Genomic DNA, 22,994 nt, shown 5'->3' on the forward strand with positions numbered 1-22,994 from the left:
CTTATTCTGCACAGTAGCATGGTTTTTCTCCAAAGGTATAGGTTAATGTTAACCCAGAAAAAACATACCAATCATTATTATTTATATTTCCAAATTTCAGTTGCTCTAGATTTTTATTAGTGGGGTTACTCCCGTCAATGTCATCAGCAAACGTGTATCTTGCTCCAACCTCTAATCCTAGTATAAAGCGATTGTTTAAATTTGTCTTAATCCCCACAGTCATTGGAATCGCGATTGTTCCGTGATTTGCATCAGATCTTGTTTCGTCGTCTACAAAAAACAAACCGTTATATTGTGTGTAACTAATTCCGCTATAAATATAAGGAGTGAATTGCCTGTCTAATTCATGAAGATTAAAATCGAAAAAATTAAATTCAAGGCCTAAAGATACTTCTTTTATGTTATTTTCAAAACGATAGCCTCTCTGACTGCGGCTCGGTTCTTTTGAATCAAGATCATTTGAAGTGATTTTTGATTGGGTGTAAGAAAAACGATAGGCATGTCTTGGGCTTTTGTTGTATTTATAAAGTATTCCAAAAGCAGGTTCATTTGGGGATATGTAGGTTGTAGGCCCAATGTCGCCAATGTAGTTGCTTCCACCTAGAAAAACTCCCACTTCATGTATTTGTGAATACATCGTCATACTTAGGAATAAGCATATAAATAAGGCGAAAGGTTTGTTCATTTTGATTGAAATTGCGTGCAAATATAATAATTATCGTTTCGAATCAATACCGATTACGTTAAATGTGCCATTATTTAAAGAATTGGCGTTATAATCGATATCGGATAGGGATTTGTTAAAAGCGAAACGAAAAAATGGGATACAATCGTATATTTAGGAAGTAAAAAGATTTAATTTCTTTTGTCTTCACCCCACAATAGTTTTGTGCGCAGTGTTTTTAGAAAGGTTTCTTCCGGGATTTCGACCATGTTTATTTCAAACGGTGTTTTGCTAATGGTCAGTATGGATTCGTTTTTTACAGAAGTAATTCTGGAGTCTAATGAAACTAGATAATGCTCTTCTCGTCCTGATACTTTTAATCTGATTTCAGTTTCATCAGGGATAACAAGAGGTCTTGCATTCAAGTTGTGCGGTGCAATAGGAGTTATTACTAGACTTTTTACGTCAGGAGTTAAGATAGGACCGCCACAACTTAAAGAATATCCGGTTGATCCTGTAGGGGTGGATACAATTAAACCATCGGCCCAATAGGAGTTTAAAAACTCACCATTAAGGTAGGTGTCAATTGTTATCATGGATGTGGTGTCTTTTCTGCTTACTGAGATCTCGTTCATTGCAAAGTTAATGTCTTGCAACGCCTCGTTTGGAGGAGTGCAGGACAGGCTCAACAGTGTTCTTTTAGAAAGTGTGTATTTTTCATCAATGACAATTTGTAGGAATTCATCAATGTTTTCTTTTTGAACTGTAGCTAGAAAACCAAGTCTTCCTGCGTTGATACCTAAAATAGGGATTCCTGAATCTCTTACCAGCGTTGCTGCTCTTAAGATGGTTCCGTCACCGCCAATGCTGACTAGCATGTCAAAACTTTCGTCTAACTGCGTATGCGAAGAAAAAGTATTATATTCTTTTTTTACAATTCCCTTTTCATAAAGCAACTCTAAAAAAGCAGCTTCAATGACTAATTCGACATTGTTTCTATTAAAAAAAATGAAGATGTCTTTTATGATAGGTTCTGTACTATTTTGATAATATTGACCGTATATGGCTACTTTCATTATTTTATTGAATCGTTTGTTTGTAAAATAGTTGAGTTATTAAAAAGCTTAGATTAGTATTTAGAATAAACAATTACATATTAAGGTACTTGTCTAAGTAGTCTGAGCGTTCTTTTAAACTGCTGATATAATTGTCTTCTTGGTGTTCTGATACTATTTCGTAACTGTACCTTCTAAATGTCTGGACTATTTCATTAATAGCGCCCAGGCTAATTTTCATCGTTACTTCAATGCTGTCCACATCAGATTCAGAAATGAATAAGCCTAAAAGTTTTCCGTTATTGCTTTCCACTATTTGAGTGATTTGGCTCATAGAATAATCTAATACTCCTTTTTTCACCTTTATAATTCGTCCTTGTTCTTTCAAAAAGGGAGTTTGGTGGAAAAAGCTCATAATATCATCTATTTCATAATAGCCAATATAACTGTTCTTTTCATCCAAAACAGGAATCAAGTTCGTGTGATTTTTTGCAAAAACTTCTAATACTTCGAGCCAAATTGAATCTGTTCTCGTGAAAAAACTCGCAAGAGTATATCTGTAATCAATTACTTTTTTGTCATTATCAAAAGTTTCAATATCTTCAGATGAGATACTACCAATGTAAATGCCTTCTTCAACAACAGGAAAGTGTGAAAAAGTCAATTCGTCAAAAAAGTCTTTAACAGAGGCAATAGTCTCTTGGCTGTCAATCGCTTTAAAGTCAGTGGTTATGTAGTTTGTAATTTCCATCTTAATTAAATCCTGAATTTTTATGCAAAATAATCAAAAAAAGGCAAAATCTCCTACCTTTTACTTTGTATTTTTGTGTCAATTATACAGTTATTTCATAATCAAAAAGTATTCCAATGACAAAGTTAAGTGTAAATATCAACAAAATAGCGACTTTACGTAATGCGCGCGGAGGAAATGTGCCTGATTTATTAAAAGTGGCCACTGACATTCAAAAATTTGGTGCCCAAGGAATCACCATACATCCTCGTCCAGATGAGCGTCACATTCGCTATCAGGATGCTCGTGATTTAAAAGCAATCGTTTATACCGAATTTAATATAGAAGGAAATCCACAACATAATTTTATCGATTTGGTTTTAGAATGTAAGCCCGAGCAAGTGACTCTTGTACCAGATGCTATTGGTGCAATTACCTCTTCTGCTGGTTGGGACACAGTAAAAAATCAAGCCTATCTTACTGAGATGATTCAAGAGTTTCAGCGCAATGGTATTCGTACCTCTATTTTTGTAGATCCAAGATTAGATATGATCGAAGGTGCTAAAAAAACAGGGACAGACCGAATAGAATTGTATACCGAAGCTTTTGCACATGAGTATGGTTTAGGAAACAAAAATGGAATTGATCCTTACGTAAAAGCGGCTGTTTTGGCTAATGAAATAGGTTTGGGAATCAATGCAGGTCACGATTTAAGCTTGGATAACATTCAGTTTTTTAAACAAAATATTCCAGGGTTATTAGAGGTTTCTATTGGTCATGCCTTAATTGCAGAGGCCTTATATCTTGGCCTAGAGAATGTGGTCAATATGTATTTGCAAAAATTAAAATAAAATAATTTGGGCGTGACCCGCATAATCCCGATAGCTATCGGGACGGGTCGGGCTATGCGCTACAATCTTTAATAGTATTTCGCTATCGCTCCATACTACTAAAGGATTTTCGCTGCTATTCCTCACGTAAAACCAGTATTTTTGTTGTATAAAATACCTTCTATTTGTAAAGCAATTTAAAAGGCATAAATCAATTTAGATCCTTTAATTTTTATAGGAATATTTTGATTAATTTAGGTTCGAAATGTTTACTTTAGCTCTTTATTAAAAATGAGCTATTGAAGGCAATTATACTCTCTACATTTCTATTTTTTTTCGGTTTAAAATCAATAGCACAGTCAAATGTTACCGTTGAAGGATTTGTAAAAAATCAAGATAAACAACTTGTTATTGGTGCAAACCTAATTTTTCTTTCGCGTAGCAACACTTTTACAACTACCACAAATTCATTAGGTAAATATACGGTTTCTATTCCAGCTGATTTCTATAATATTGAAGTTCATTATCTTGGATTTGTTTCGCAGGATTTAAACGATACTATTTTAAGCAATCGCTCACTTGATATTTTTATGCAAAGGAAAGACAGCTCATTGAAAGAAGTTATTGTAATTGCAAATTCCAATAAAGCTGTAGCTGTTTCCTCAGGAAATCGATTGTCTTTCAATCCTGAAAAATTAAAGTCAATCCCTTCTTTAATGGGTGTTCCTGATGTTATAAAAATCTTGCAACTTACCCCAGGAGTACAGAACTCAGGTGATGCAAATGGTTATTTATATGTAAGAGGCAGCGATCCAGGACATAATTTGATGCTTTATGCCGATACTCCTATATATGGAATGGCACATTTACTAGGTGTTTTCCCTTTTTACAATGGCGATCATATAAAAGAAGTTCAGTTTGACAAATCAAATTCTGAGGCTAGAAACGGTGGGCGATTAAGTGCTACGGTTTCAGTAATTCCTAATAAGATGGTGCCAACTGAATTTTCTGTCAAAGGAAATTTAGGATTACTAGCCTCTCAGGCTACAGTTGCAATACCTATTTCAAATACGATGGGTTTGTATCTTTCAGGCAGAAAAACCTACATTGACGAGATTGTTGCGCCGTTATTTGATTCTCCTAAAAACAATAAAAATAGCGATGTAAAAGATTTAAAATATAGTTTTGGAGATGGTAATTTGACTTTTGTAGCGGCATTTCCTGACAAGCATTTATTTACAGTTGATGCTTTTGTAAGCGGTGATGTTTTAAAAATAACAGACTCCAATTTAGCGCTCAATGCAAATCTAAAATGGAGTAATACAGCAATTTCTCCCTCATGGCAGTACCATATTTCCGAAAAAACTGTTTTGACAAACTCAATCTATTTTACACAGTATGAAAACAGCCTTCATCTAGAACAAGCAACGGTACAAATGGATATTGCATCGTATGTAAAAGACTTTGGTTTTTCAAGTGCAATTAAATACCCTGTCAATAAAATTCCATTTGAAACAGGTTTACAGTATACAATTCATGAGTTGCAACCACAAAAAATTGAAGTTAGTAATCTAAGTATTAACCCTATCAATCAACAAGCTGTAATTAATAATGCTAACACGCTAGCAATATACACTAGCGCTAAACCTAAATTATTCGATAAGCTAACTGCTGAGCTAGGTTTACGCTTGAATTATTATACATCGGATAAGGGAAAAACGACTTATTTACATTTAGAACCAAGAGTCTTATTGAATTATAATTTACAAGAAAATAGTTCGTTTTTTGCCTCTTATACTCGTAAAAATCAATATTTAAATCTGATTACAACCTCAAGTGTTGGGATTCCCACTGATTTTTGGGTTGCGAGTGCAGAGGGTGTTCCAGCACAATTGTCCAATGAGTTTTCGATTGGTTACAACCAAAAAATAGAAAGGCAATTTGATCTTTCTTTGAATGCCTTTTATCGCTCGATGAATAATTTAATTGAATATCCATTCGGCGTGACTCAGTTTAACGAAATTACATCTTTCAAGAATGATTTTATAGTAGGAAAAGGAGAGGGCTACGGGCTAGAGTGGATGCTTAAAAAAGATTTAGGGAAATTTAAAGGTTGGTTGAGTTATACTTTAAGTTGGGCTGACCGTCAGTTTGATAAATTAAATAATGGAGAGCGCTATTATGCTAAATATGATAGGCGCCACAATTTAGCTTTGGTTGGTACTTACGATTTAAATTCAAAATGGGATTTCGGGATCACCCAAATTTTTAGTTCTGGAAATCGATTCACGACTCCTACGTCTTGGTATTTTATAAATAATAATCCAGTTAAAGAGTACGGGAAGTACAATAATGCACAAATGCCAAATTACATACGTACCGATTTATCCTTAAACTATTATTTTATAAAAACGAGAGAGAAAGAAAGTGCTATTAATTTCTCTATCTTCAATGCTTTTAATGTAGAAAATCCAATATATACGGTTTTGAATGTTGCTATTGATGAAGAAAAGCAAAAAATAGAGGTAAAGCCCGAAAGAAAAACATTGTATTCTATCTTGCCTTCAATAAGCTGGAGGTTTAAATTTTAAATAAATATGAAACAGTTTATAGTATTATTTATTTGTATGCTTTTTTTAAGTTGCAATCAAGATGATTTCAGCAGTAGCAGTGATTCAGATTCTAAGATTGTTGTTGAGGGCTGGATTGAAAACGATGATTATGCTCAAGTAATTTTGTCTACGAGTATTCCTATCACAGCAGTTGTTGATTCTACAACCATATTAAATAATGTGATTAGATCAGCTAAGGTAACAGTTTCTGATGGGGAAAAGGTAGAAGTGTTAAGGCTGAAAAGAGATAGTGATAGAATTCCACCTTTTATATATTATGGAAGTGAAATTCTTGGTAAATCAGGAAAAGAGTATACTTTGAAAATTGAATATTTAAGCAGAGTAATTCAAGCAAAGACAATAATTCCTGCAGTTGTTCCTTTAAAAAAAGCAACCTATATAAAGGAGAATACGCAAGATACTACGGGGTATATATTCATAGAATTTGACGATCCTGTTTTAGAAAAAAATTATTATCAAGTGACCACTAGAATAGATAAAGAAGAGCCTATTTTCGTTCCTGCCTTTTATGGGAATCTAAATGATGACAATTTCTCTTCGAGTGCAATTGCTATGCAGGTTAATAGAGGGGTTTTGATTTTTCCTAAAACTAAATTCAAACCCTATTTCACTGATGGCGATTTGATTTATGTTAAGTTGAAAACGCTAAATAAAGAGACTTATGATTTTTGGAATAGTTGGCAAAACGAAATTGTAAACGGGAGAAACCCTATTTACCCTTCAAACACAAGTTTAAAATCAAATATATCTGGCGGTTTAGGACTTTGGACTGGCTACGGACAAAGCACAATCGTGGTTCGAACTCCTCCAAAAAAATAAAGCCGAACTGAAATTAATCAGTTCGGCTTTAAGTCAATTTCTTGATTTATTATCTTTCAAAAGATTTTAAAAAATCTTCAAATTTCTTTTCTAAATCATCAAATCCAGTAGAGAAGTAAGCGCTCATTTCAACTTCAGTATTGTCATTGAATTTTAAGTAAAGTACTTCGTCGTATTGTTGGATAGTAATTGCCTCACCATTACCGTTAAACGACCAATATCCTCCATTTGTATAATATGAATTTTTAACCCATACTGGTATTTCATCAATATAGCTATATCCTTTTTCTGAACGGTAAAAAATGTCAGCGATCTTCGTTCCGTCTTTTTTAGACACTAAAATCAGTTTCATATTTTTATTTGAATTAACCACATTGCCGTCAGAATACTTTTTATAATATGCGTTTTTAGCTGTGTAATATGCTTTGAAGTCAGCTTTAGGACTTTCGTAATCAGGATAATCAGGATAAGCCAAACTTTTTTCTAAAGCAGCTTCGTCATTCCCTAAACCTGCAATATCAATATCAGCTACAATAACAAAATTGTCCATTAATTCAACAAGTCCATTTGCTGTTCCTCTGTAGCTTACAAGTGCATCATTATCATCAATTAACGCATCAATTTTAGCAGTGCTTCCTACTGTGAATTTTACAAGATTTTTTTCCTTGTAAGTAAAAGTAGATTGAACTGAGTTTACATCCCCTTTTTTACTACTAATTACATATGCATAACCATCATTTAAAGTCATTTTATAACTAAAGTCATCTGGAGTTTCTTTTCCGTTTGAATATTTAGCTTTGATTGCAAATGTAGCAGCTTGTGCGTTGTCAATTGTAAGGGCGGCATCGGCAGAAGTAGGTAAGAAAAATTCGTCATTAATAGATGGACTTTGAGTATACTGATCAGTATTAGGATTGTATACCCAGTTTCCGTACGTGTCTTCAAGTTTTACTTTTATGTCTGAAGATGTTGCTTTAGACGAAAAGGTGGCGTTATTGCTTGTTGCAGCTGCTTTTGCTGGGAAAACAAATTTTAACTCAGTATTTGAAGTTGTTTTAATCCAAATTTTCTTTGTACTGTTCCAAGTGTAAATACCATAAACCCCAGAAACATTTAAAATATCTTCAATTTGATTATCATTTTTACCATTAAATATATCAACAGAGCTAATGTCTAATAGATTACCTAGATTTTGTATTGCTTCAACTGCGCCTGATGTTTTTGATTTGTCCATTTCTAGTAACATTGCATTCGCCTCTGCTTCTAGTTTTATTTTTTGTTCCGCAGGTGTGAGTTTAGAGTACGGCTGTTTAATCAAATTTGCAATTTGCTCATTTAGGTTTTCTGATGTAACTTCATCCACTGCTGAATTGTCACTGCTGCATGAAGTTGTTAATTGAGCAACAACTAGCCCTAGTAAAAGGAATTTTTTAATCATGTTTTTTTATTTAAAGATTTATCAGTATTCCATTCTAAAAAAGACATTTCTGTAAAAGATAGAATAATACTACAAAAGTATGCAATTTAAAATAGCTAACAATACCCACTTTTAGTGATATTTTAAATAATAACTGCGTTTAGGAATTAATGGCTAATGAAAATTGATTTCTTATCTTTGCTATTCAATTTTATTAAAAAATAATCAAATGCTTTATTCAAAAATAGAAGGTGAAGGAAAACCATTATTGATACTTCACGGGTTCCTAGGAATGTCAGACAATTGGAAAACGCTTGGCGTGCAGTTTGCAACTGAGGGATTTGAAGTTCATATGTTAGATCTGCGCAATCACGGGCGAAGTTTTCATTCAGAGGAGTTCAGTTATGAATTGATGGGTCAGGATATTCTGGAGTATTGCAACGATCATAATTTAAGCAATGTCGATATGATAGGACACTCCATGGGCGGTAAAACAGCGATGCTTTTTGCAACCTTGTATCCGCAAATGGTGGAGAAGTTGATTGTAGCTGATATTGGACCAAAATTCTATCCGCAGCATCATCAAACGATTCTAGCGGGATTAAACGCAGTAGATTTTGCTAAAAAACCCAGTCGATCTGAAGTAGAAGATACACTTTCGGAATACATAACCGACTTCGTGACGAGACAGTTTTTAATGAAAAGTTTGTATTGGCAAGAGCCAGGACAATTGGCTTTCCGATTTAATTTAGCTGTTTTCAATAAAAAAATGGATGAAATAGGAGTAGCGCTTCCAGAGGACGCTGTTTTCAATAAACCAACACTTTTTATTCGTGGCGGAAACTCTAATTATATTTTAGATGGTGATTTTGACACGATAAAGAAACATTTTCCTCAAGCAATTTTTGAAACAATTCCAAACGCAGGACATTGGCTTCATGCCGAAAATCCTAAATTGTTCCATCAGTTTGCAAAGGAATTTTTTGATAAATAATATTAACCAATAAAACATATACCTATGAAACTTCTTTTAAGAATATTAATTACCTCCGCTTTAGTGTTACTGATCTCTAATTTAATGACAGGTGTGCACGTCGCAAGTTTTACTACTGCTTTAATTGTAGCTGTTGTTCTTGGACTACTGAATGTCTTTATTAAACCAATATTAGTAATCTTGACTTTGCCAATTACTTTTATAACCTTAGGGCTGTTCTTGTTAGTAATCAATGCGCTAATTATTATATTGTGTGATAATATTGTAGAAGGATTTCGTGTAGATACTTTTTTTACTGCCTTATTATTTAGTATTATTTTATCAGTATCTCAGTCGATTATGTATTCAATACTAGGAGAAACAAAATAGATTATTTTTAAAGTATAGATTAGTAAAACTATATTAACATTATATTTTGATTCGAACTAGTATAGTTTTACTAATTTTGTACGCAATTACAAGAAAATGAAAAAAATCCACTTTATATTAATCGTTTTGATTGGCGCACTTTTGATGCCAAGCGCTACGTTTGCCTGTGGAAATAATTCAGAAAAATCTTGTACTAAACAAATGACTGCTAAGACAGGCATGAAAGACTGTTGCGGTAAGGGCAGTAGTTCTAAAAGCAAAGATAACCATGGTTGTACTGGAAAATGTGGAAATGCTTTATGTAGTGCTTCTTCCATAAACTTAGTAATCGTTACTGCTACACCATTAGAAAATCAAGACAACGTCTTTAATTTTGCTACAAAAAAGCAAAAATTTTACCCGTCAGTATCGTTCACTTCTGAAGGATACTCTTCTATCTGGCTTATTCCTAAAATAGGCTAAATTCTTTTTTGACAGCCATTAGTGTGTCAAATTCAAAGCAAACTACTTGCTTAAATCTATGATTTATCAATTTAATTAAGGAACAAATTCGAGTAAAATCACTGTTTTTGTTTCAGGAACTCTGCTTGTTTTTTTTAAACGGTTTGCCAAGTTAAGTAAAACGCAATAATTTCACTCCATTTTAAGGGTTGTTGATTTATTTTTGAACTCTTAAATTTGGACAACCAAAAAAGAAAAACCCAAGATTTAAACAATGATATTTGATAGTAATCGAAAAAGCAATAAATACTAAGAAAACAACGTAATTTTCCATTTGGATAAAGACTAAATAGCTATTTAGTCTGTTTATTTGGGGTTTAGAAGTTTTCTAAAACAGATCAGAATTAAATAAATAACGCAATATAATTATAACTTTTAAAAATCAGTAAAATGAAAAACATTGTAAAAATCAGTCTTTTATCAGCAGTATTTGCTCTAGCATCTTGTAAAGACAACAAATCAGAAACAGCCGATAAAGCGAACACCGAGACATCCGACAGTCAGCAATATTCTTGTGAAATGCATCCTGAAGTACACGGTAAAAAAGGAGAAGAATGTTCTAAATGCGGAATGTCCTTAACGGTTCCTGTAGCCCATGAAGAAGTGATTGAAGAAGTGAAAGAAATGGACGTTACAAAAAGCAAATCGGCATTTTCAATCGATATGATTTTAAATGATTACCTAAAATTGAAAAATGCTTTAGCTAGCGATGACGCTACATTAGCGACTGCATCAAGTAAAGCTTTAGAAACAACTTTACAAAAAACGACCACTGACAAAATTGAAGCTGATTTACTTTCTCAATACAACACCATCGCTGACGCTGCTAAACAACACACCGCAACCATTACTGAGAATGCAGGTAAAATTGCTGCACAAAGAAATGCGTTTGCTTTATTGAGTGCTGACATGCATAACTTTATTAAAATGTTTAATACAGATAAAAAACTGTACCAAGACTATTGCCCCATGTACAATCAAGGAAAAAATGGATATTGGATTAGTGAAATTAAAGATATTAAAAATCCATATTACGGAGCTGAAATGTTGACTTGTGGAGGAATTACAAAAGAATTGTAATTCTCAGTTCCAACCTTTAGATGAAAAATATTTTCATTAATTAAGCTATTATGGTAGAAAAATTAATATCGTTTTCCTTAAAAAATCGAGCGATTGTTTTGCTCGTTTCCGCCTGCTTGTTTGGTTGGGGAATTTATAGTGTGCAAGAAAATCCCATTGATGCGATTCCTGATTTATCAGAAAATCAGGTTATTGTTTTTACGGAGTGGATGGGTAGAAGCCCACAGGTGATAGAAGATCAGGTAACCTACCCTCTAGTTTCTAACTTACAAGGAGTTCCTAAAGTCAAAAATATCCGGGCTTCTTCCATGTTTGGGATGAGTTTTATCTACATCATTTTTGAAGATAATGTAGATCCTTATTGGGCAAGAACTCGAGTACTGGAACGTTTAAATTATGCTCAGCGACTGTTGCCACAAAATGTAGTTCCCACTTTAGGACCTGATGGTACAGGAGTAGGGCATATATTTTGGTACCATTTGGAAACGAATGGAATGGATTTAGGCGAGCAAAGAGCACTGCAAGATTGGTATGTGAAATTTGCTTTACAGACAGTTCCAGGTGTTGCTGAGGTAGCTTCCTTTGGAGGTTTTGAAAAACAATATCAATTGGTTTTAGATCCTTTGAAAATGCAGTACTATAATGTTAGTATGATGGAAGTGATGAAAGCCGTAAAGACGAGTAATAATGATGTTGGTGGGCGCAAATTTGAAATGAGCAACATGGCCTATATCGTGCGAGGGCTCGGCTATATAAAAAACATCAAAGATGTGGAGGAAATTGCCATCAAAAATTATAATTCGGTTCCCGTAAGAGTTAAGGATATCGGTTCTGTTCAAATGGGTGGTGATTTACGTCTGGGGATTTTTGATGCAAATGGAGAAGGCGAAGTAGTCGGCGGAATTGTCGTGATGCTTTACGGTGAAAATGCTGATAAGGTCATAGATGCGGTGAAGGTGAAAATGAAAGAAGTCGAAAAAGGATTGCCGGAAGGGGTGACCTTCAAAACCTCTTATGATAGAAGCGAGCTAATTAAAAAAGCAATTGAATCTGTTAAAGGGACTTTAATCGAGGAAATGATTGCGGTCTCCATAGTGATTCTTCTTTTTCTTTTCCATTGGAGAAGTGCCTTAATTATTCTAATACAGTTGCCAATATCTGTTGCTATAGGTTTTATTTTGCTCCAGGCTTTTGGGATTTCATCCAATATTATGTCGCTTACCGGAATTGCTTTAGCAATTGGTGTTGTAGTTGATGATGGGATAGTTATGGTCGAAAATGCCTATAGAACCATCTCTGAGAAACAAGAAGAAATGGATAACAATCAATAATCAACCGATGAAAAAGTTATTTAAAAAGATATTTAAAAAAGAACACGATCCATTGTCGGCGGATGAAAGAATGAAGTTAATAGAATCTTCCTCTAAGCTCGTTGGCCCAGGAGTTTTTTATTCGACACTTATTGTAATTGCTTCTTTTTTACCCGTTTTTCTACTAACGGGGATGGAAGGAAAATTATTCAGTCCGTTAGCGTGGACAAAATCATTTATACTGATAGTAGATGCGTTTTTAGCGATTACATTGACTCCAGTTCTAATCAGTTACTTGCTGAAAGGAAAATTGCGTCCGGAGAACAAGAACCCAATCAATAGAAAAATGGAAAGTTGGTATACGCCAATTCTAATTTTTTGCTTAAAATGGAGAAAAAGCGTTTTATTGGTAAACTGCATTGCTTTACTGATAGGAGGGTTGATGTATACGCGTCTCGGTTCAGAGTTTATGCCTCCTTTAGATGAGGGATCTATTTTGTTTATGCCTGTAACTTTACCTGATGTCTCTAATTCTGAAGTAAAAAGAATATTGCAGGTTCAGGACAAGATAATAAAATCAATTCCTGAGGTAACCCATGTTTTAGGAAAAGCGGGCAGAGCCAATACGGCAACGGACAATAGCCCTATAAGTATGATTGAAACAATCATTTTGCTTAAACCTCATAACGAATGGAGAGCCGGTAAAACCAAAAGTGATATCATAGATGAAATAAATAATAAACTGCAAATACCGGGTGTTACTAATGGTTTTACGCAGCCTATTATTAATCGAATAAATATGCTTTCGACGGGAATTAGAACAGACGTGGGCGTAAAAATTTATGGGGCAAGTTTGGATACCATCGAAGCTTTGGCACAAAAAATTAAAAAGACGCTGGAAGGGACCGAAGGAGTGAAAGATTTGTATGCCGAACCAATAACTGGTGGGAAGTATATCGATATTGAAGCAAATCGTGAGGCAATTGGAAGATATGGTCTCAGCATTGACGATGTGAATAATGTGGTTGAAGCAGCAATTGGTGGAATGACATTGACGACTACTATTGAAGGGAGACAGCGTTTTTCTGTAAATACCAGATATGCACAAGAGTATAGAAATAGTATTGAAGACTTAAAAAAACTGCAGGTACAAACCATGGAATTCGGGCCAATACCATTAGACGCCGTCGCCGATATAAAAATAAGCGATGGACCTCCGATGATAAACAGCGAAAATGCCATGCTGCGTGGGAGCGTTTTGTTTAATGTTAGGGATCGTGATTTAGGAAGTACGGTAGAGGAAGCGCAGGATAAGCTCAACACCATGATGACTAAACTGCCAAAAGGGTATTATGTGGAATGGAGCGGACAATGGGAGAATCAAATCCGTGCTAACAAAACATTGGGCATGATATTGCCTATCGTTGTACTTATCATATTCCTGATTTTGTATTTTACGTACAACTCAATGAAGGAAGCTTTAATAACGATGATAACAGTTCCTTTTGCTTTAATAGGAGGTATTTTTATGGTCTATTTTTATGGAATTAATTTATCTGTAGCGGTTGCTGTGGGATTCATCGCGTTGTTTGGGATGGCCATAGAAACAGCCATGATAATGACTATTTACCTAAACGAGGCCATGAATAAAATGGTTGAAAAACACGGCAACAGCAAAGAAACAATTACCACGGACATCCTCCGACAGTACATTATTGATGGTTCGGCAAAAAGGCTGAGACCAAAATTAATGACGGTTTCGGTTTCTCTTTTTGGTTTAGTACCCATTCTTTGGTCGACAGGGACGGGCGCTGATGTGATGATTCCCATTACGGTTCCGCTCATTGGAGGAACAATCACCTCTGTTATATATGTATTATTAGTAACCCCTATTGTTTTTGAAATGACAAAGCAACATGAATTAAGAACAAAAGGCAAAATAGATCTTATCGATGCGACACATTAAATATTATATCATTATCAGTTGTTTGCTGTTAAACGCTACTGCTGCAGTAGCGCAAACACTTTCGTTGGATGCTATTTTGACTAACGTCAGAACGAATAATCCGCAGTTAAAAATGTACGATGCCGACATACAGAGCATGGATGCAGCAGCCAAAGGGGCACGCAGTTGGATGGCACCTCAAGTGAGTACAGGCTTGTTTATGACTCCGTACAACATAAATCCAGATATGGGGTCTTACATGATAGGCGTTACACAAATGATTCCCAATGCTTCAAGGCTAAAAGCCGATTCTAATTACATGAATGCCATGTCTTCGGTAGAAGCAGAAAACAAGAACTATACCGTGAATCAGTTGAACGCGTTGGCAAAAACGAATTATTACCAATGGATCGTACTGGATAAAAAAATAAAAATAACCAAGGATAATTTATTGCTTTTAGAGTACATGATTAAAAGTATGGAGATACGCTATCAGTATAATATGGACAAACTGCCCACCTATTACAAGGCAAAGTCACAATACAGCGCATTGGAAAGCATGGTGGTAATGTTGCAAAACGAGATTTCGCAAAAGAAAATCATGCTTAATACTTTGATGGCAAGAGATAAAAACACTGTTTTTGAAATAGAATCTAATTTTACTTTAAAGGAGTATGATTTTATGAAATCAGACACGGTATCGCTTTCTGAAAACCGAAGCGATGTAAGAGCTATCGAGAAAACAATTGCTTTAAATGAGTTGAAAATAGACATTGAGAAAGCAAAATTGTTGCCCGAGTTTGGGGTGAAGTACGATCATATGTTTGCCTTCGGGAATGGTCCGCAACAATTTTCCTTGATGGGAATGATTACAATTCCCATGCCTTGGTCATCAAAAATGAATAAAGCTAACATCAGTAGTTTTAAAATAAAAAATGAAAGTCTGGATTGGCAAAAACAAATGATTCTAAACGAAGCAACAGGAATGATTTCAGGCATGCAAGCGGAGCTTAGCAACTTAAAGAAACAATATGAAATTGCCGATAAAAGCATCATTCCGGCATTGCGAAGAAATTATGACACTTCCATAATCGCCTGGCAAAATAACACAGGAGATCTATTTTTGGTACTGGATGCGTGGGAAGCATTGAATATGGCTCAAATAGAAAAACTGGACAAGTTGCAGGCCATATTGAGTACTCAGGTAGCCATTGAAAAACAACTGGAAACGAAATAATTATGAACAAATATATAAAATATAGTTTGGCGGCTATTGCCATTTTAGTTGTAGGATTTGCAATCTATTATGGTGTGAACAATTCTACTGCCCAAAGGGATCAAGAGCAACCGGCTGCCGTATATACCTGTTCGATGCATCCTGAAATTATTCGGGACGAACCAGGGAATTGCCCGGTATGTGGAATGAATTTGGTAAAAAAAGTGACTGAGGGACAATCTATAGAAAGCCACTCTATTGACCATTTATTACGGTCAACTGACAGCTTCGTAGTAGGGGATTTTCAAACCACAACGGCAAAAGACACGGCCATCAGTAGTGAAATAGAGCTACCTGGAATTGTCGCTTATGATCCTAATTCATCGGTTAACATTGCCGCAAGGATAAGTGGCCGAATCGAAAAAATGTATGTGAATTATAAATACCAAAAAGTAAATAAAGGACAAAGACTTTTTGATTTGTATAGTCCGGAATTATTGACAGCACAGCAAAATTTCATTTATTTAATTACCAATGATTCTGAAAACGCATCCATCATAAAAGCTTCGAAACAAAAATTAGCGCTTTATGGAATGACTACAAGTCAGATTAATTCATTGGCTACAGCCAAAAGAACAAATCCTATAATTACTATTTATAGTCCCGCTAACGGAATTGTTCAAGGAACTGAAAGTAGTAGGACTGGTACTGAAGGATCGATGCAAAATAACGCCGCCACAACGACCTCCTTAACATTGAAAGAAGGAGATTACATTAAGAAAAATGAAGTGGTTTTTAAGTTAGTGAATACGGATAAAGTATGGGGTATTTTCAATGTGATGCAAGGACAAAGCAGTTTGATAAATATCAACCAAGCGATTCGGTTTTCTTCAGAATTAGATGAAAGTGATTTTATAAATGCCAAAGTGAGTTTTATAGAAACACAACTCAGCGAAACGGATAAGACGAACAGGGTTCGAGTGTATTTAAATAATAGCAATCTGAAATTCCCGATTGGATTGCGATTGCAAGGTTTTGTCGAAACAAATCCTATCCAAGGCATTTGGGTTCATAGGCAAGCATTGGTAAGCATCGGCAGTAAAAAAGTAGTTTTTATTAAAAAAGAAAATGGTTTTAAAGCAAAAGAAATAAAAACAGGAATTGAACTCAATGATTTTATTCAGGTCCTCGAAGGGCTGGATGTAAAAGAGGTAATTGCTGACAATGCACAATATTTAATGGATAGCGAAAGCTTTATTAAAACAGAATAATTATGCAAAAGATAAAGAAATTCAGTTTCCTATTCCTGGCATTAGTTGTCGTAATGGGATGTAATACTAAAAGCAAGGAAGATCATAGCGCGCATCAGGATGGAGAAAGTATTTTTTACACCTGTTCCATGGATCCCCAAATAAAGGAAGATAAGCCTGGTAAATGTCCTATTTGTCATATGGAATTGACCCCAATGAAAAAAGACAATTCGGCCTCTAATGAAATAACCCTAAGCGACCAGCAAATAAAATTGGGAAATATAACTACCCAAAATATAGAGGAAACAAATAGTAGTCTGAAAGAAAACTATACGGGCGTTTTGACAATTAATCAGGAACAAATCAAAACCATTTCAGCAAGAGCGATGGGGCGAATTGAGAAATTATATTTTAAAACTACGGGTGATTATGTTAAAAAAAATCAAGCTGTATATCAATTATACAGCGAAGATATAGCCATTGCTAAACAGGATTATTTTGCAGCGTACACGCAATTGGCCATGCCTGGTGATTTTGGAAAAAATGCCAAAAGTATGCTTCAAGCTGCAAAACAAAAGCTGTTGTTTTATGGTTTGTCTAATGCGCAAATTGAAAGTATTAAAGGCAATGCTCAAATTTCACCATACACCACTTTTTATAGTACTTACAGCGGATATATTTCGGAGATAACGGCTACAGAAGGTAGTTATGTAATGGAAGGTGCTGCAATAATTAAGTTGGTTGCTTTAAACACCCTTTGGCTTGAAACGCAAGTAAACGTGAGCTATGCAAAATCATTAAAAATTGGACAAAGTGCTACGGTTTCTTTTACAGATTATCCCGCTAAAGAAATGCAGGCAAAAATCTCATTTATTAATCCTGAGATTAATCCAGACTCCAGATTGCTATTGATTCGAATGGAAATCGCTAACCCGGACTTGTTTTTAAAACCGGGAATGCAGGCAGTGGCAAAATTAACTCAATCCAATAGGAAAGGATTATTTATTCCAATAGATGCTGTCATTAGAGAAGAAAACCACAAGTATATATGGGTCGAAAAAAGTCATGGTCTATTTGAGAACGTGATGGTTGAAACCGGGGTAGAAGCCAATGGAATGGTCGAAATCACATCGGAAGTGGACATTACAAAAAAAATAGTTATTACCGGTGCCTATGCCATTAACAGTGAATATATATTCCGCAAAGGAAGTGATCCCATGGCAGGGATGAAGATGTAATAGGAGGTAATGCATAATAGTTTGATTATTAGTAGCTTATTAGGTTAAAAAAAGCTAACTTAGTTCTGTTATAATGGAATTTTAAAGCATTTTTGATAATAAAATAATTATAAAAAGGACGTTATCTGAAAGTTAAATCGAGTAGCGATCAAAAACTCTAATTAAAATGGGATTATGGAAGAAAACAACACACAGTTAAAAACTAATCCTTATGTGAAATTTGCCTCAATAATGGCGGTTTCATTTGTCATTATGTATTTAGTAATGTTTTTAAATGTTGCTGAATTTAGCCATGTACACAATAGCTTAACCCGCTTTTACATGACCACTTTAATGATTGCAACAATGGCAATCAATATGCTGTTATTTATGTGGAAAATGTATCCCAATCGTAAAACCAATTTAGCAATAATAGTCTTTGCCGCTACTACATTTCTTGGAACACTTTTTCTATTAAGGACACAAACTTTTATTGGAGATGTACAATATATGAAAGCTATGATTCCTCATCATTCATCAGCCATTATGACTAGTAGTAATGTAGATTTTAAAGATCCAGAAGCTAAAAAATTAGCCGGAGATATAATAGATGCTCAAGAAAGAGAAATTAAGCAAATGAATGAAATGATTATTCGTCTGGAAAGCAAAAAATAATAAAGTGAAAATTTATATCAAAAACATGGTTTGTGGTCGTTGTGAAATGGCTGTAAAGACAACCTTAGAAAAAATGTCGCTTCCTGTAGTTTCTGTAGACTTGGGTGAAGTACTCTTTTCTCGGGAATTAAAAAGCGAGGAAAAACAACCATTAGCACTAGCTCTTAAGGAGCTTGGTTTTGAATTGTTAGAAGATAAAAGTAGTAAAGTTATTGAGAAAATTAAAAACCTCATCATTGACTTAGTACACAATCAAAACGAAAAACTAAAAGTCAACTTCTCAGCTTTCTTATCGGATGAGTTGCACCAAGATTACAGTGCTTTGAGTAAGCTTTTTTCAGAAGAAGAAGGTGCTACCATTGAGCATTATTTTATAGCTCAAAAGATCGAAAAAGCCAAAGAGTTATTGGTCTATGACGAAATGAGTCTAAGCGAAATTGCATTGTATTTAAATTATAGTAGTGTCGCTCATTTGAGTAATCAATTTAAGAAAGTGGCGGGTATGACTCCAACTTATTTTAAAAAAACAGAAGACAAAAACCGCAAACAAATTGATTCTTTGTAAATGATACAAATCTCTTCCTGAATTGTGTAACAACGAAACAGAGTTTCAGTCGGATATTTGTAGTATAATTTTTTATAGAGAGAAAGATGAAACATACATATATAATTACGGGAATGTCTTGTGACGGCTGTCGTAAAAAAGTAGAAAAAACACTGAATGCTATTGACGGTGCTGATGCTGTTGTTTCGCTAGAATCAAAGCAAGCATTTATTACGATGGATACCCATATCCCATTGGCTATTTTTCAAGATGCTTTAGCTGTTGCAGGAAACTACAGTATAGAAATGAGTACTCCAAAAGGGAAAATCTCTGAGCCTACACCTGCAAAATCTTGCTGTAGTATGAAGGATTCTGATACTAAAAAAGAACATTCTCATACACACAATCATACTGCAGCACCCGGAAAATATTATTGTCCAATGCATTGCGAAGGCGACAAAGTCTATGACAAAGCGGGTGATTGCCCGGTATGCGGAATGGATTTAGTTCAAGAAGCGGTTGTTAATCAAAAAGTAGAATACACTTGTCCGATGCATCCTGAAATCATCAAAGATGGTCCTGGTGATTGTCCTATTTGCGGAATGGATTTAGTACCGATGGAGCCAAAAGAAAGCGATGACAATAAAACCTATAATGAGTTATGGCGTAAAATGAAAATAGCAATATTTTTTACTTTGCCTATTTTTATCATTGCCATGTCAGATATGATTCCGAACAATCCTTTGATGAAAATCATGAGTATCGAAAGTTGGAACTGGGTGCAATTTGCCTTATCGCTTCCCGTAGTGTTTTATGCGTGTAGTATGTTTTTTGTACGCGCCTATAAATCGGTTTTAACTTGGAATTTAAATATGTTTACCCTTATCGGCATCGGTTCTGGTGTAGCATTTTTATTTAGTGTTTTCGGATTGTTTTTTCCATCGCTATTTCCAGCAGAATTTAAAACGGAAACGGGGAGTGTTCATTTGTATTTTGAAGCAGCCACAGTTATTTTGACTTTAGTCTTATTAGGGCAATTGCTTGAAGCAAAAGCGCACAGTAAAACTAGTGGAGCAATAAAAGAATTATTAAAATTAGCGCCTACACAAGCTACATTGGTGGTTGATGGAGTAGACAAAGTGATTTCGATCCATGATATTAAAAAAGGGGATTTATTGCGCGTTAAGCCAGGAGATAAAATTCCGGTAGATGGAAAAATAACGCAAGGCGAAAGTACGATTGATGAATCGATGATTTCGGGAGAGCCTATTCCGGTTGATAAATCTGTGGATGATGACGTTATCTCAGGAACAATCAACGGAACTAAATCGTTTGTAATGATTGCTGAAAAAGTAGGGTCAGAAACCTTACTCGCTCAAATTGTACAAATGGTTACAGAAGCGAGTCGTTCTAGAGCACCTATTCAAAAACTAGCGGACAGTATTGCCAAGTATTTTGTACCTATAGTTGTAGGTGTTTCGATTATTACCTTTTTCGTATGGACAGTCTACGGACCTGAGCCTGCATTAGTGTACGGTTTTATTAATGCCATTGCGGTATTGATTATTGCTTGTCCTTGTGCTTTGGGATTAGCTACTCCCATGTCTGTTATGGTAGGAGTGGGTAAAGGGGCACAATCGGGAGTTTTGATAAAAAATGCCGAAGCTTTAGAAATGATGAACAAAGTAAATGTACTGATTACAGATAAAACAGGAACGATTACCGAAGGAAAACCTTCTGTAGAAAAAGTAGTGGCTGTACATAATAACGAGGAGGATTTGATTCAATTGATTGCTTCGGTAAATCAATATAGTGAGCATCCTTTGGCGCAAGCCGTAGTAAATTTCGCGAAAGCGAAAAATATAGGGCTAACTGAAGTTAACGATTTTGATTCCGTAACAGGAAAAGGAGTGGTAGGAAATGTAGCTGGTAAAAAAGTAGCATTAGGAAATAAAAAACTAATAGAACACGTAAATGCGACTATTTCTAAAGATTTAGAAAATACTGTTATTGCGGAACAAAAGCTAGGAAAAACCATCTCTTATATTGCAGTTGATACTATAGCAGTGGGTTATGTCGCAATTACAGACGCTATAAAAACAACTAGCACAAACGCCATTAAAGAGTTAATGTCTCAAGGTGTTGAGGTGATCATGTTGACAGGAGATAATGAAAATACAGCTAAGGCTGTAGCCGATGAATTGCATTTGACTTCGTTTATTGCAGGTTGTTTGCCGCAAGATAAACTCAATGAAATTAAACGTTTACAAGCCGAAGGTAAAATTGTAGCGATGGCAGGTGACGGAATCAACGATGCGCCGGCTTTGGCTCAAGCCAATGTAGGAATAGCAATGGGAACTGGAACAGATGCGGCAATTGAAAGTGCCAAAATAACCTTGGTAAAAGGTGATTTACAAGGAATTGTAAAAGCTAAAAAGCTAAGTCATGCGGTTATGGGGAACATTAATCAAAACTTATTCTTTGCGTTCTTCTACAATGTAATTGGAATTCCAATTGCAGCAGGAGTGTTATATCCTTTCTTCGGATTGTTGCTTTCGCCAATGATTGCTGCTTTGGCAATGAGTTTTAGTTCGGTTTCCGTTATTGCAAATGCACTGCGACTGCGAAATTTGAAGTTGTAATGCACTGAAGTTGATTTTTAATATAAATATTTTAATCTATAAAATAAAACACCATGAAAACACTACAGAAACTTGCCTTTGCAACCGGACTAATTGGACTATTGTATTCCTGTCAGTCAACGAATCAGGTACTCTCAAAATCAGATAAGAGAACCGAAATTATGAACACTATCGCCAATGACGAAATGATGTCAAAAGAGATGATGGGCGTGTTGATGAACAGCAAAAGCGGTCAAATGATGATGATGAAGGAGCATCACGCTAAAATGATGGGGATGATGAAAGAGGATCCAGAAATGATGAAAGGCATGATGAAAGGCATGATGGAAAAAGTTAAAAATGATGATGCTATGATGTCCGATATGTGTAAATCTATGATGGATAATCCAGATATGATGAAAATGATGGAGAAAATGAAGGCAGAAAAAATGGACATGAGTAAGATGAAAGGAATGGATAAAAAATCCAAATAACATTATAAAAAAAACAGGAGGAGTACTATTTAACGCTATTAATACGATACAATTATGAATAATCATGGACATCAAGGAATGCATATGGATAGCTACTCATTTATGGGAATGCATTGGTTTTGGTGGGGGTCAATATTGATTTTTGCACTAGTATTATTAGTGGCAGCCCACCAGTACAGAAAAAGAAAATAATTTAATTTAAAAAATAAAAAGTTATGGAATATTATTTCAGTAAAACGATTAACGACAGTTTCGAAAATGCAATAGAGAAAGTTACGGAAGCCCTTAAAACGGAAGGATTTGGAGTATTAACAGAAATCGACATAAAAGCAACATTAAAGAAGAAATTAGATGTGGACTTTTACAATTACACCATTCTGGGTGCCTGCAATCCGCCTTCGGCATACAAAGCATTATTGGCAGAAGATAAAATAGGAATGATGTTGCCTTGTAATGTGATCGTTCAAGAGAAAGTAAAAGGTCAGGTAGAGGTTTCGGCGGTTGATCCGGCAGCATCTATGCAAGCGGTAGATAACGCAGCACTTGGGGAAATCGCAACAGAAATCAGAGATAGGCTGCAAAAAGTAATTAATACTTTGTAGTCCCGTTTTTAACAGTAACCCTTATTAG

The 22,994-nt window shown here is 35.1% G+C and carries 21 protein-coding genes; 17 read left to right on the top strand and 4 right to left on the bottom strand.

Annotated elements, in window-relative coordinates; all coding sequences use genetic code 11:
* Position 1: 1 nt before the first annotated feature.
* From QO200_RS01870 to QO200_RS01880, 3 genes are all read right to left on the bottom strand, one after another.
* On the bottom strand, positions 2-685 hold the full coding sequence (locus QO200_RS01870; RefSeq protein WP_371535648.1) for a DUF6089 family protein: 684 nt from the start codon (positions 683-685) through the stop codon (positions 2-4).
* Positions 686-855: 170 nt separating this feature from the next.
* On the bottom strand, positions 856-1,740 hold the full coding sequence (locus tag QO200_RS01875) for an NAD kinase (protein ID WP_371535651.1): 885 nt from the start codon (positions 1,738-1,740) through the stop codon (positions 856-858).
* Positions 1,741-1,813: 73 nt separating this feature from the next.
* On the bottom strand, positions 1,814-2,470 hold the full coding sequence (locus QO200_RS01880) for a CBS domain-containing protein (protein ID WP_371535654.1): 657 nt from the start codon (positions 2,468-2,470) through the stop codon (positions 1,814-1,816).
* A gap of 116 nt (positions 2,471-2,586) precedes the next feature.
* Between QO200_RS01880 and QO200_RS01885 the strand changes: the two genes are divergently transcribed.
* The 3 genes from QO200_RS01885 to QO200_RS01895 all read left to right on the top strand — a co-directional run bounded on the left by QO200_RS01885 (position 2,587) and on the right by QO200_RS01895 (position 6,731).
* On the top strand, positions 2,587-3,300 hold the full coding sequence (locus QO200_RS01885) for a pyridoxine 5'-phosphate synthase (RefSeq protein ID WP_371535656.1): 714 nt from the start codon (positions 2,587-2,589) through the stop codon (positions 3,298-3,300).
* Between the two features lie 278 nt (positions 3,301-3,578).
* Positions 3,579-5,870, top strand: coding sequence for a TonB-dependent receptor plug domain-containing protein (locus QO200_RS01890; protein ID WP_371535659.1), 2,292 nt, complete (start codon positions 3,579-3,581; stop codon positions 5,868-5,870).
* 6 nt (positions 5,871-5,876) lie between these two features.
* A complete protein-coding gene (locus QO200_RS01895) occupies positions 5,877-6,731 on the top strand; it encodes a DUF4249 domain-containing protein (protein WP_371535662.1) in 855 nt (284 codons plus the stop codon).
* A gap of 49 nt (positions 6,732-6,780) precedes the next feature.
* Here the strand turns inward: QO200_RS01895 and QO200_RS01900 are convergent, their stop codons facing one another.
* The gene (locus QO200_RS01900; RefSeq protein WP_371535665.1) at positions 6,781-8,169 is read right to left on the bottom strand and encodes a hypothetical protein; all 1,389 of its coding nucleotides are present in this window, start codon (positions 8,167-8,169) and stop codon (positions 6,781-6,783) included.
* Positions 8,170-8,377: 208 nt separating this feature from the next.
* Between QO200_RS01900 and QO200_RS01905 the strand changes: the two genes are divergently transcribed.
* From QO200_RS01905 to QO200_RS01970, 14 genes are all read left to right on the top strand, one after another.
* Positions 8,378-9,142: an alpha/beta fold hydrolase gene (locus QO200_RS01905; protein ID WP_371535667.1), complete on the top strand. Its 765-nt coding sequence runs from the start codon at positions 8,378-8,380 to the stop codon at positions 9,140-9,142.
* Positions 9,143-9,166: 24 nt separating this feature from the next.
* Positions 9,167-9,511 (top strand): phage holin family protein, encoded by a 345-nt coding sequence (locus tag QO200_RS01910; protein WP_371535669.1) that lies wholly within the window; start codon positions 9,167-9,169, stop codon positions 9,509-9,511.
* A 96-nt stretch (positions 9,512-9,607) separates the two neighbouring features.
* Entirely contained in the window at positions 9,608-9,973 is a 366-nt protein-coding gene (locus QO200_RS01915) for a hypothetical protein (RefSeq protein ID WP_371535672.1), read from the top strand.
* Between the two features lie 429 nt (positions 9,974-10,402).
* Entirely contained in the window at positions 10,403-11,092 is a 690-nt protein-coding gene (locus tag QO200_RS01920; protein ID WP_371535674.1) for a DUF3347 domain-containing protein, read from the top strand.
* Positions 11,093-11,142: 50 nt separating this feature from the next.
* Complete coding sequence (locus QO200_RS01925; protein WP_371535676.1) at positions 11,143-12,423, top strand: efflux RND transporter permease subunit; 1,281 nt, start codon at positions 11,143-11,145, stop codon at positions 12,421-12,423.
* A 7-nt stretch (positions 12,424-12,430) separates the two neighbouring features.
* On the top strand, positions 12,431-14,368 hold the full coding sequence (locus QO200_RS01930) for an efflux RND transporter permease subunit (protein ID WP_371535679.1): 1,938 nt from the start codon (positions 12,431-12,433) through the stop codon (positions 14,366-14,368).
* Positions 14,355-15,584, top strand: a complete 1,230-nt coding sequence (locus tag QO200_RS01935; RefSeq protein WP_371535681.1) for a TolC family protein — start codon at positions 14,355-14,357, stop codon at positions 15,582-15,584. The genes QO200_RS01930 and QO200_RS01935 overlap by 14 nt, the downstream gene beginning before the upstream one ends.
* A gap of 2 nt (positions 15,585-15,586) precedes the next feature.
* Positions 15,587-16,834 (top strand): efflux RND transporter periplasmic adaptor subunit, encoded by a 1,248-nt coding sequence (locus tag QO200_RS01940; protein WP_371535683.1) that lies wholly within the window; start codon positions 15,587-15,589, stop codon positions 16,832-16,834.
* A 2-nt stretch (positions 16,835-16,836) separates the two neighbouring features.
* The gene (locus QO200_RS01945; protein WP_371535686.1) at positions 16,837-18,051 is read left to right on the top strand and encodes an efflux RND transporter periplasmic adaptor subunit; all 1,215 of its coding nucleotides are present in this window, start codon (positions 16,837-16,839) and stop codon (positions 18,049-18,051) included.
* A 174-nt stretch (positions 18,052-18,225) separates the two neighbouring features.
* Positions 18,226-18,705 (top strand): DUF305 domain-containing protein, encoded by a 480-nt coding sequence (locus tag QO200_RS01950; protein ID WP_371535688.1) that lies wholly within the window; start codon positions 18,226-18,228, stop codon positions 18,703-18,705.
* Positions 18,706-18,730: 25 nt separating this feature from the next.
* A complete protein-coding gene (locus tag QO200_RS01955; protein WP_371535983.1) occupies positions 18,731-19,270 on the top strand; it encodes a helix-turn-helix domain-containing protein in 540 nt (179 codons plus the stop codon).
* A gap of 86 nt (positions 19,271-19,356) precedes the next feature.
* Positions 19,357-21,891, top strand: coding sequence for a heavy metal translocating P-type ATPase (locus tag QO200_RS01960; RefSeq protein WP_371535690.1), 2,535 nt, complete (start codon positions 19,357-19,359; stop codon positions 21,889-21,891).
* 53 nt (positions 21,892-21,944) lie between these two features.
* The gene (locus QO200_RS01965) at positions 21,945-22,364 is read left to right on the top strand and encodes a membrane or secreted protein (protein WP_371535692.1); all 420 of its coding nucleotides are present in this window, start codon (positions 21,945-21,947) and stop codon (positions 22,362-22,364) included.
* A 215-nt stretch (positions 22,365-22,579) separates the two neighbouring features.
* Complete coding sequence (locus QO200_RS01970) at positions 22,580-22,966, top strand: DUF302 domain-containing protein (RefSeq protein WP_371535694.1); 387 nt, start codon at positions 22,580-22,582, stop codon at positions 22,964-22,966.
* The last annotated feature ends 28 nt before the right edge of the window (positions 22,967-22,994 follow it).

This window comes from Flavobacterium sp. Arc3, from assembly GCF_041431375.1.
Taxonomy (GTDB): Bacteria; Bacteroidota; Bacteroidia; order Flavobacteriales; family Flavobacteriaceae; genus Flavobacterium.

What these genes read in the sequence shown, in the direction of transcription:
- QO200_RS01915 (WP_371535672.1), top strand. Translation starts at nt 9,608, where the DNA reads ATGAAAAAAATCCACTTTATATTAATCGTTTTGATTGGCGCACTTTTG.
- QO200_RS01930 (WP_371535679.1), top strand. Translation starts at nt 12,431, where the DNA reads ATGAAAAAGTTATTTAAAAAGATATTTAAAAAAGAACACGATCCATTG.
- QO200_RS01925 (WP_371535676.1), top strand. Translation starts at nt 11,143, where the DNA reads ATGGTAGAAAAATTAATATCGTTTTCCTTAAAAAATCGAGCGATTGTT.
- QO200_RS01955 (WP_371535983.1), top strand. Translation starts at nt 18,731, where the DNA reads ATGGTTTGTGGTCGTTGTGAAATGGCTGTAAAGACAACCTTAGAAAAA.
- QO200_RS01880 (WP_371535654.1), bottom strand. Translation starts at nt 2,470, where the DNA reads ATGGAAATTACAAACTACATAACCACTGACTTTAAAGCGATTGACAGC.
- QO200_RS01950 (WP_371535688.1), top strand. Translation starts at nt 18,226, where the DNA reads ATGGAAGAAAACAACACACAGTTAAAAACTAATCCTTATGTGAAATTT.
- QO200_RS01910 (WP_371535669.1), top strand. Translation starts at nt 9,167, where the DNA reads ATGAAACTTCTTTTAAGAATATTAATTACCTCCGCTTTAGTGTTACTG.
- QO200_RS01870 (WP_371535648.1), bottom strand. Translation starts at nt 685, where the DNA reads ATGAACAAACCTTTCGCCTTATTTATATGCTTATTCCTAAGTATGACG.
- QO200_RS01940 (WP_371535683.1), top strand. Translation starts at nt 15,587, where the DNA reads ATGAACAAATATATAAAATATAGTTTGGCGGCTATTGCCATTTTAGTT.
- QO200_RS01970 (WP_371535694.1), top strand. Translation starts at nt 22,580, where the DNA reads ATGGAATATTATTTCAGTAAAACGATTAACGACAGTTTCGAAAATGCA.
- QO200_RS01935 (WP_371535681.1), top strand. Translation starts at nt 14,355, where the DNA reads ATGCGACACATTAAATATTATATCATTATCAGTTGTTTGCTGTTAAAC.
- QO200_RS01960 (WP_371535690.1), top strand. Translation starts at nt 19,357, where the DNA reads ATGAAACATACATATATAATTACGGGAATGTCTTGTGACGGCTGTCGT.
- QO200_RS01945 (WP_371535686.1), top strand. Translation starts at nt 16,837, where the DNA reads ATGCAAAAGATAAAGAAATTCAGTTTCCTATTCCTGGCATTAGTTGTC.
- QO200_RS01895 (WP_371535662.1), top strand. Translation starts at nt 5,877, where the DNA reads ATGAAACAGTTTATAGTATTATTTATTTGTATGCTTTTTTTAAGTTGC.
- QO200_RS01965 (WP_371535692.1), top strand. Translation starts at nt 21,945, where the DNA reads ATGAAAACACTACAGAAACTTGCCTTTGCAACCGGACTAATTGGACTA.
- QO200_RS01885 (WP_371535656.1), top strand. Translation starts at nt 2,587, where the DNA reads ATGACAAAGTTAAGTGTAAATATCAACAAAATAGCGACTTTACGTAAT.
- QO200_RS01900 (WP_371535665.1), bottom strand. Translation starts at nt 8,169, where the DNA reads ATGATTAAAAAATTCCTTTTACTAGGGCTAGTTGTTGCTCAATTAACA.
- QO200_RS01920 (WP_371535674.1), top strand. Translation starts at nt 10,403, where the DNA reads ATGAAAAACATTGTAAAAATCAGTCTTTTATCAGCAGTATTTGCTCTA.
- QO200_RS01905 (WP_371535667.1), top strand. Translation starts at nt 8,378, where the DNA reads ATGCTTTATTCAAAAATAGAAGGTGAAGGAAAACCATTATTGATACTT.
- QO200_RS01875 (WP_371535651.1), bottom strand. Translation starts at nt 1,740, where the DNA reads ATGAAAGTAGCCATATACGGTCAATATTATCAAAATAGTACAGAACCT.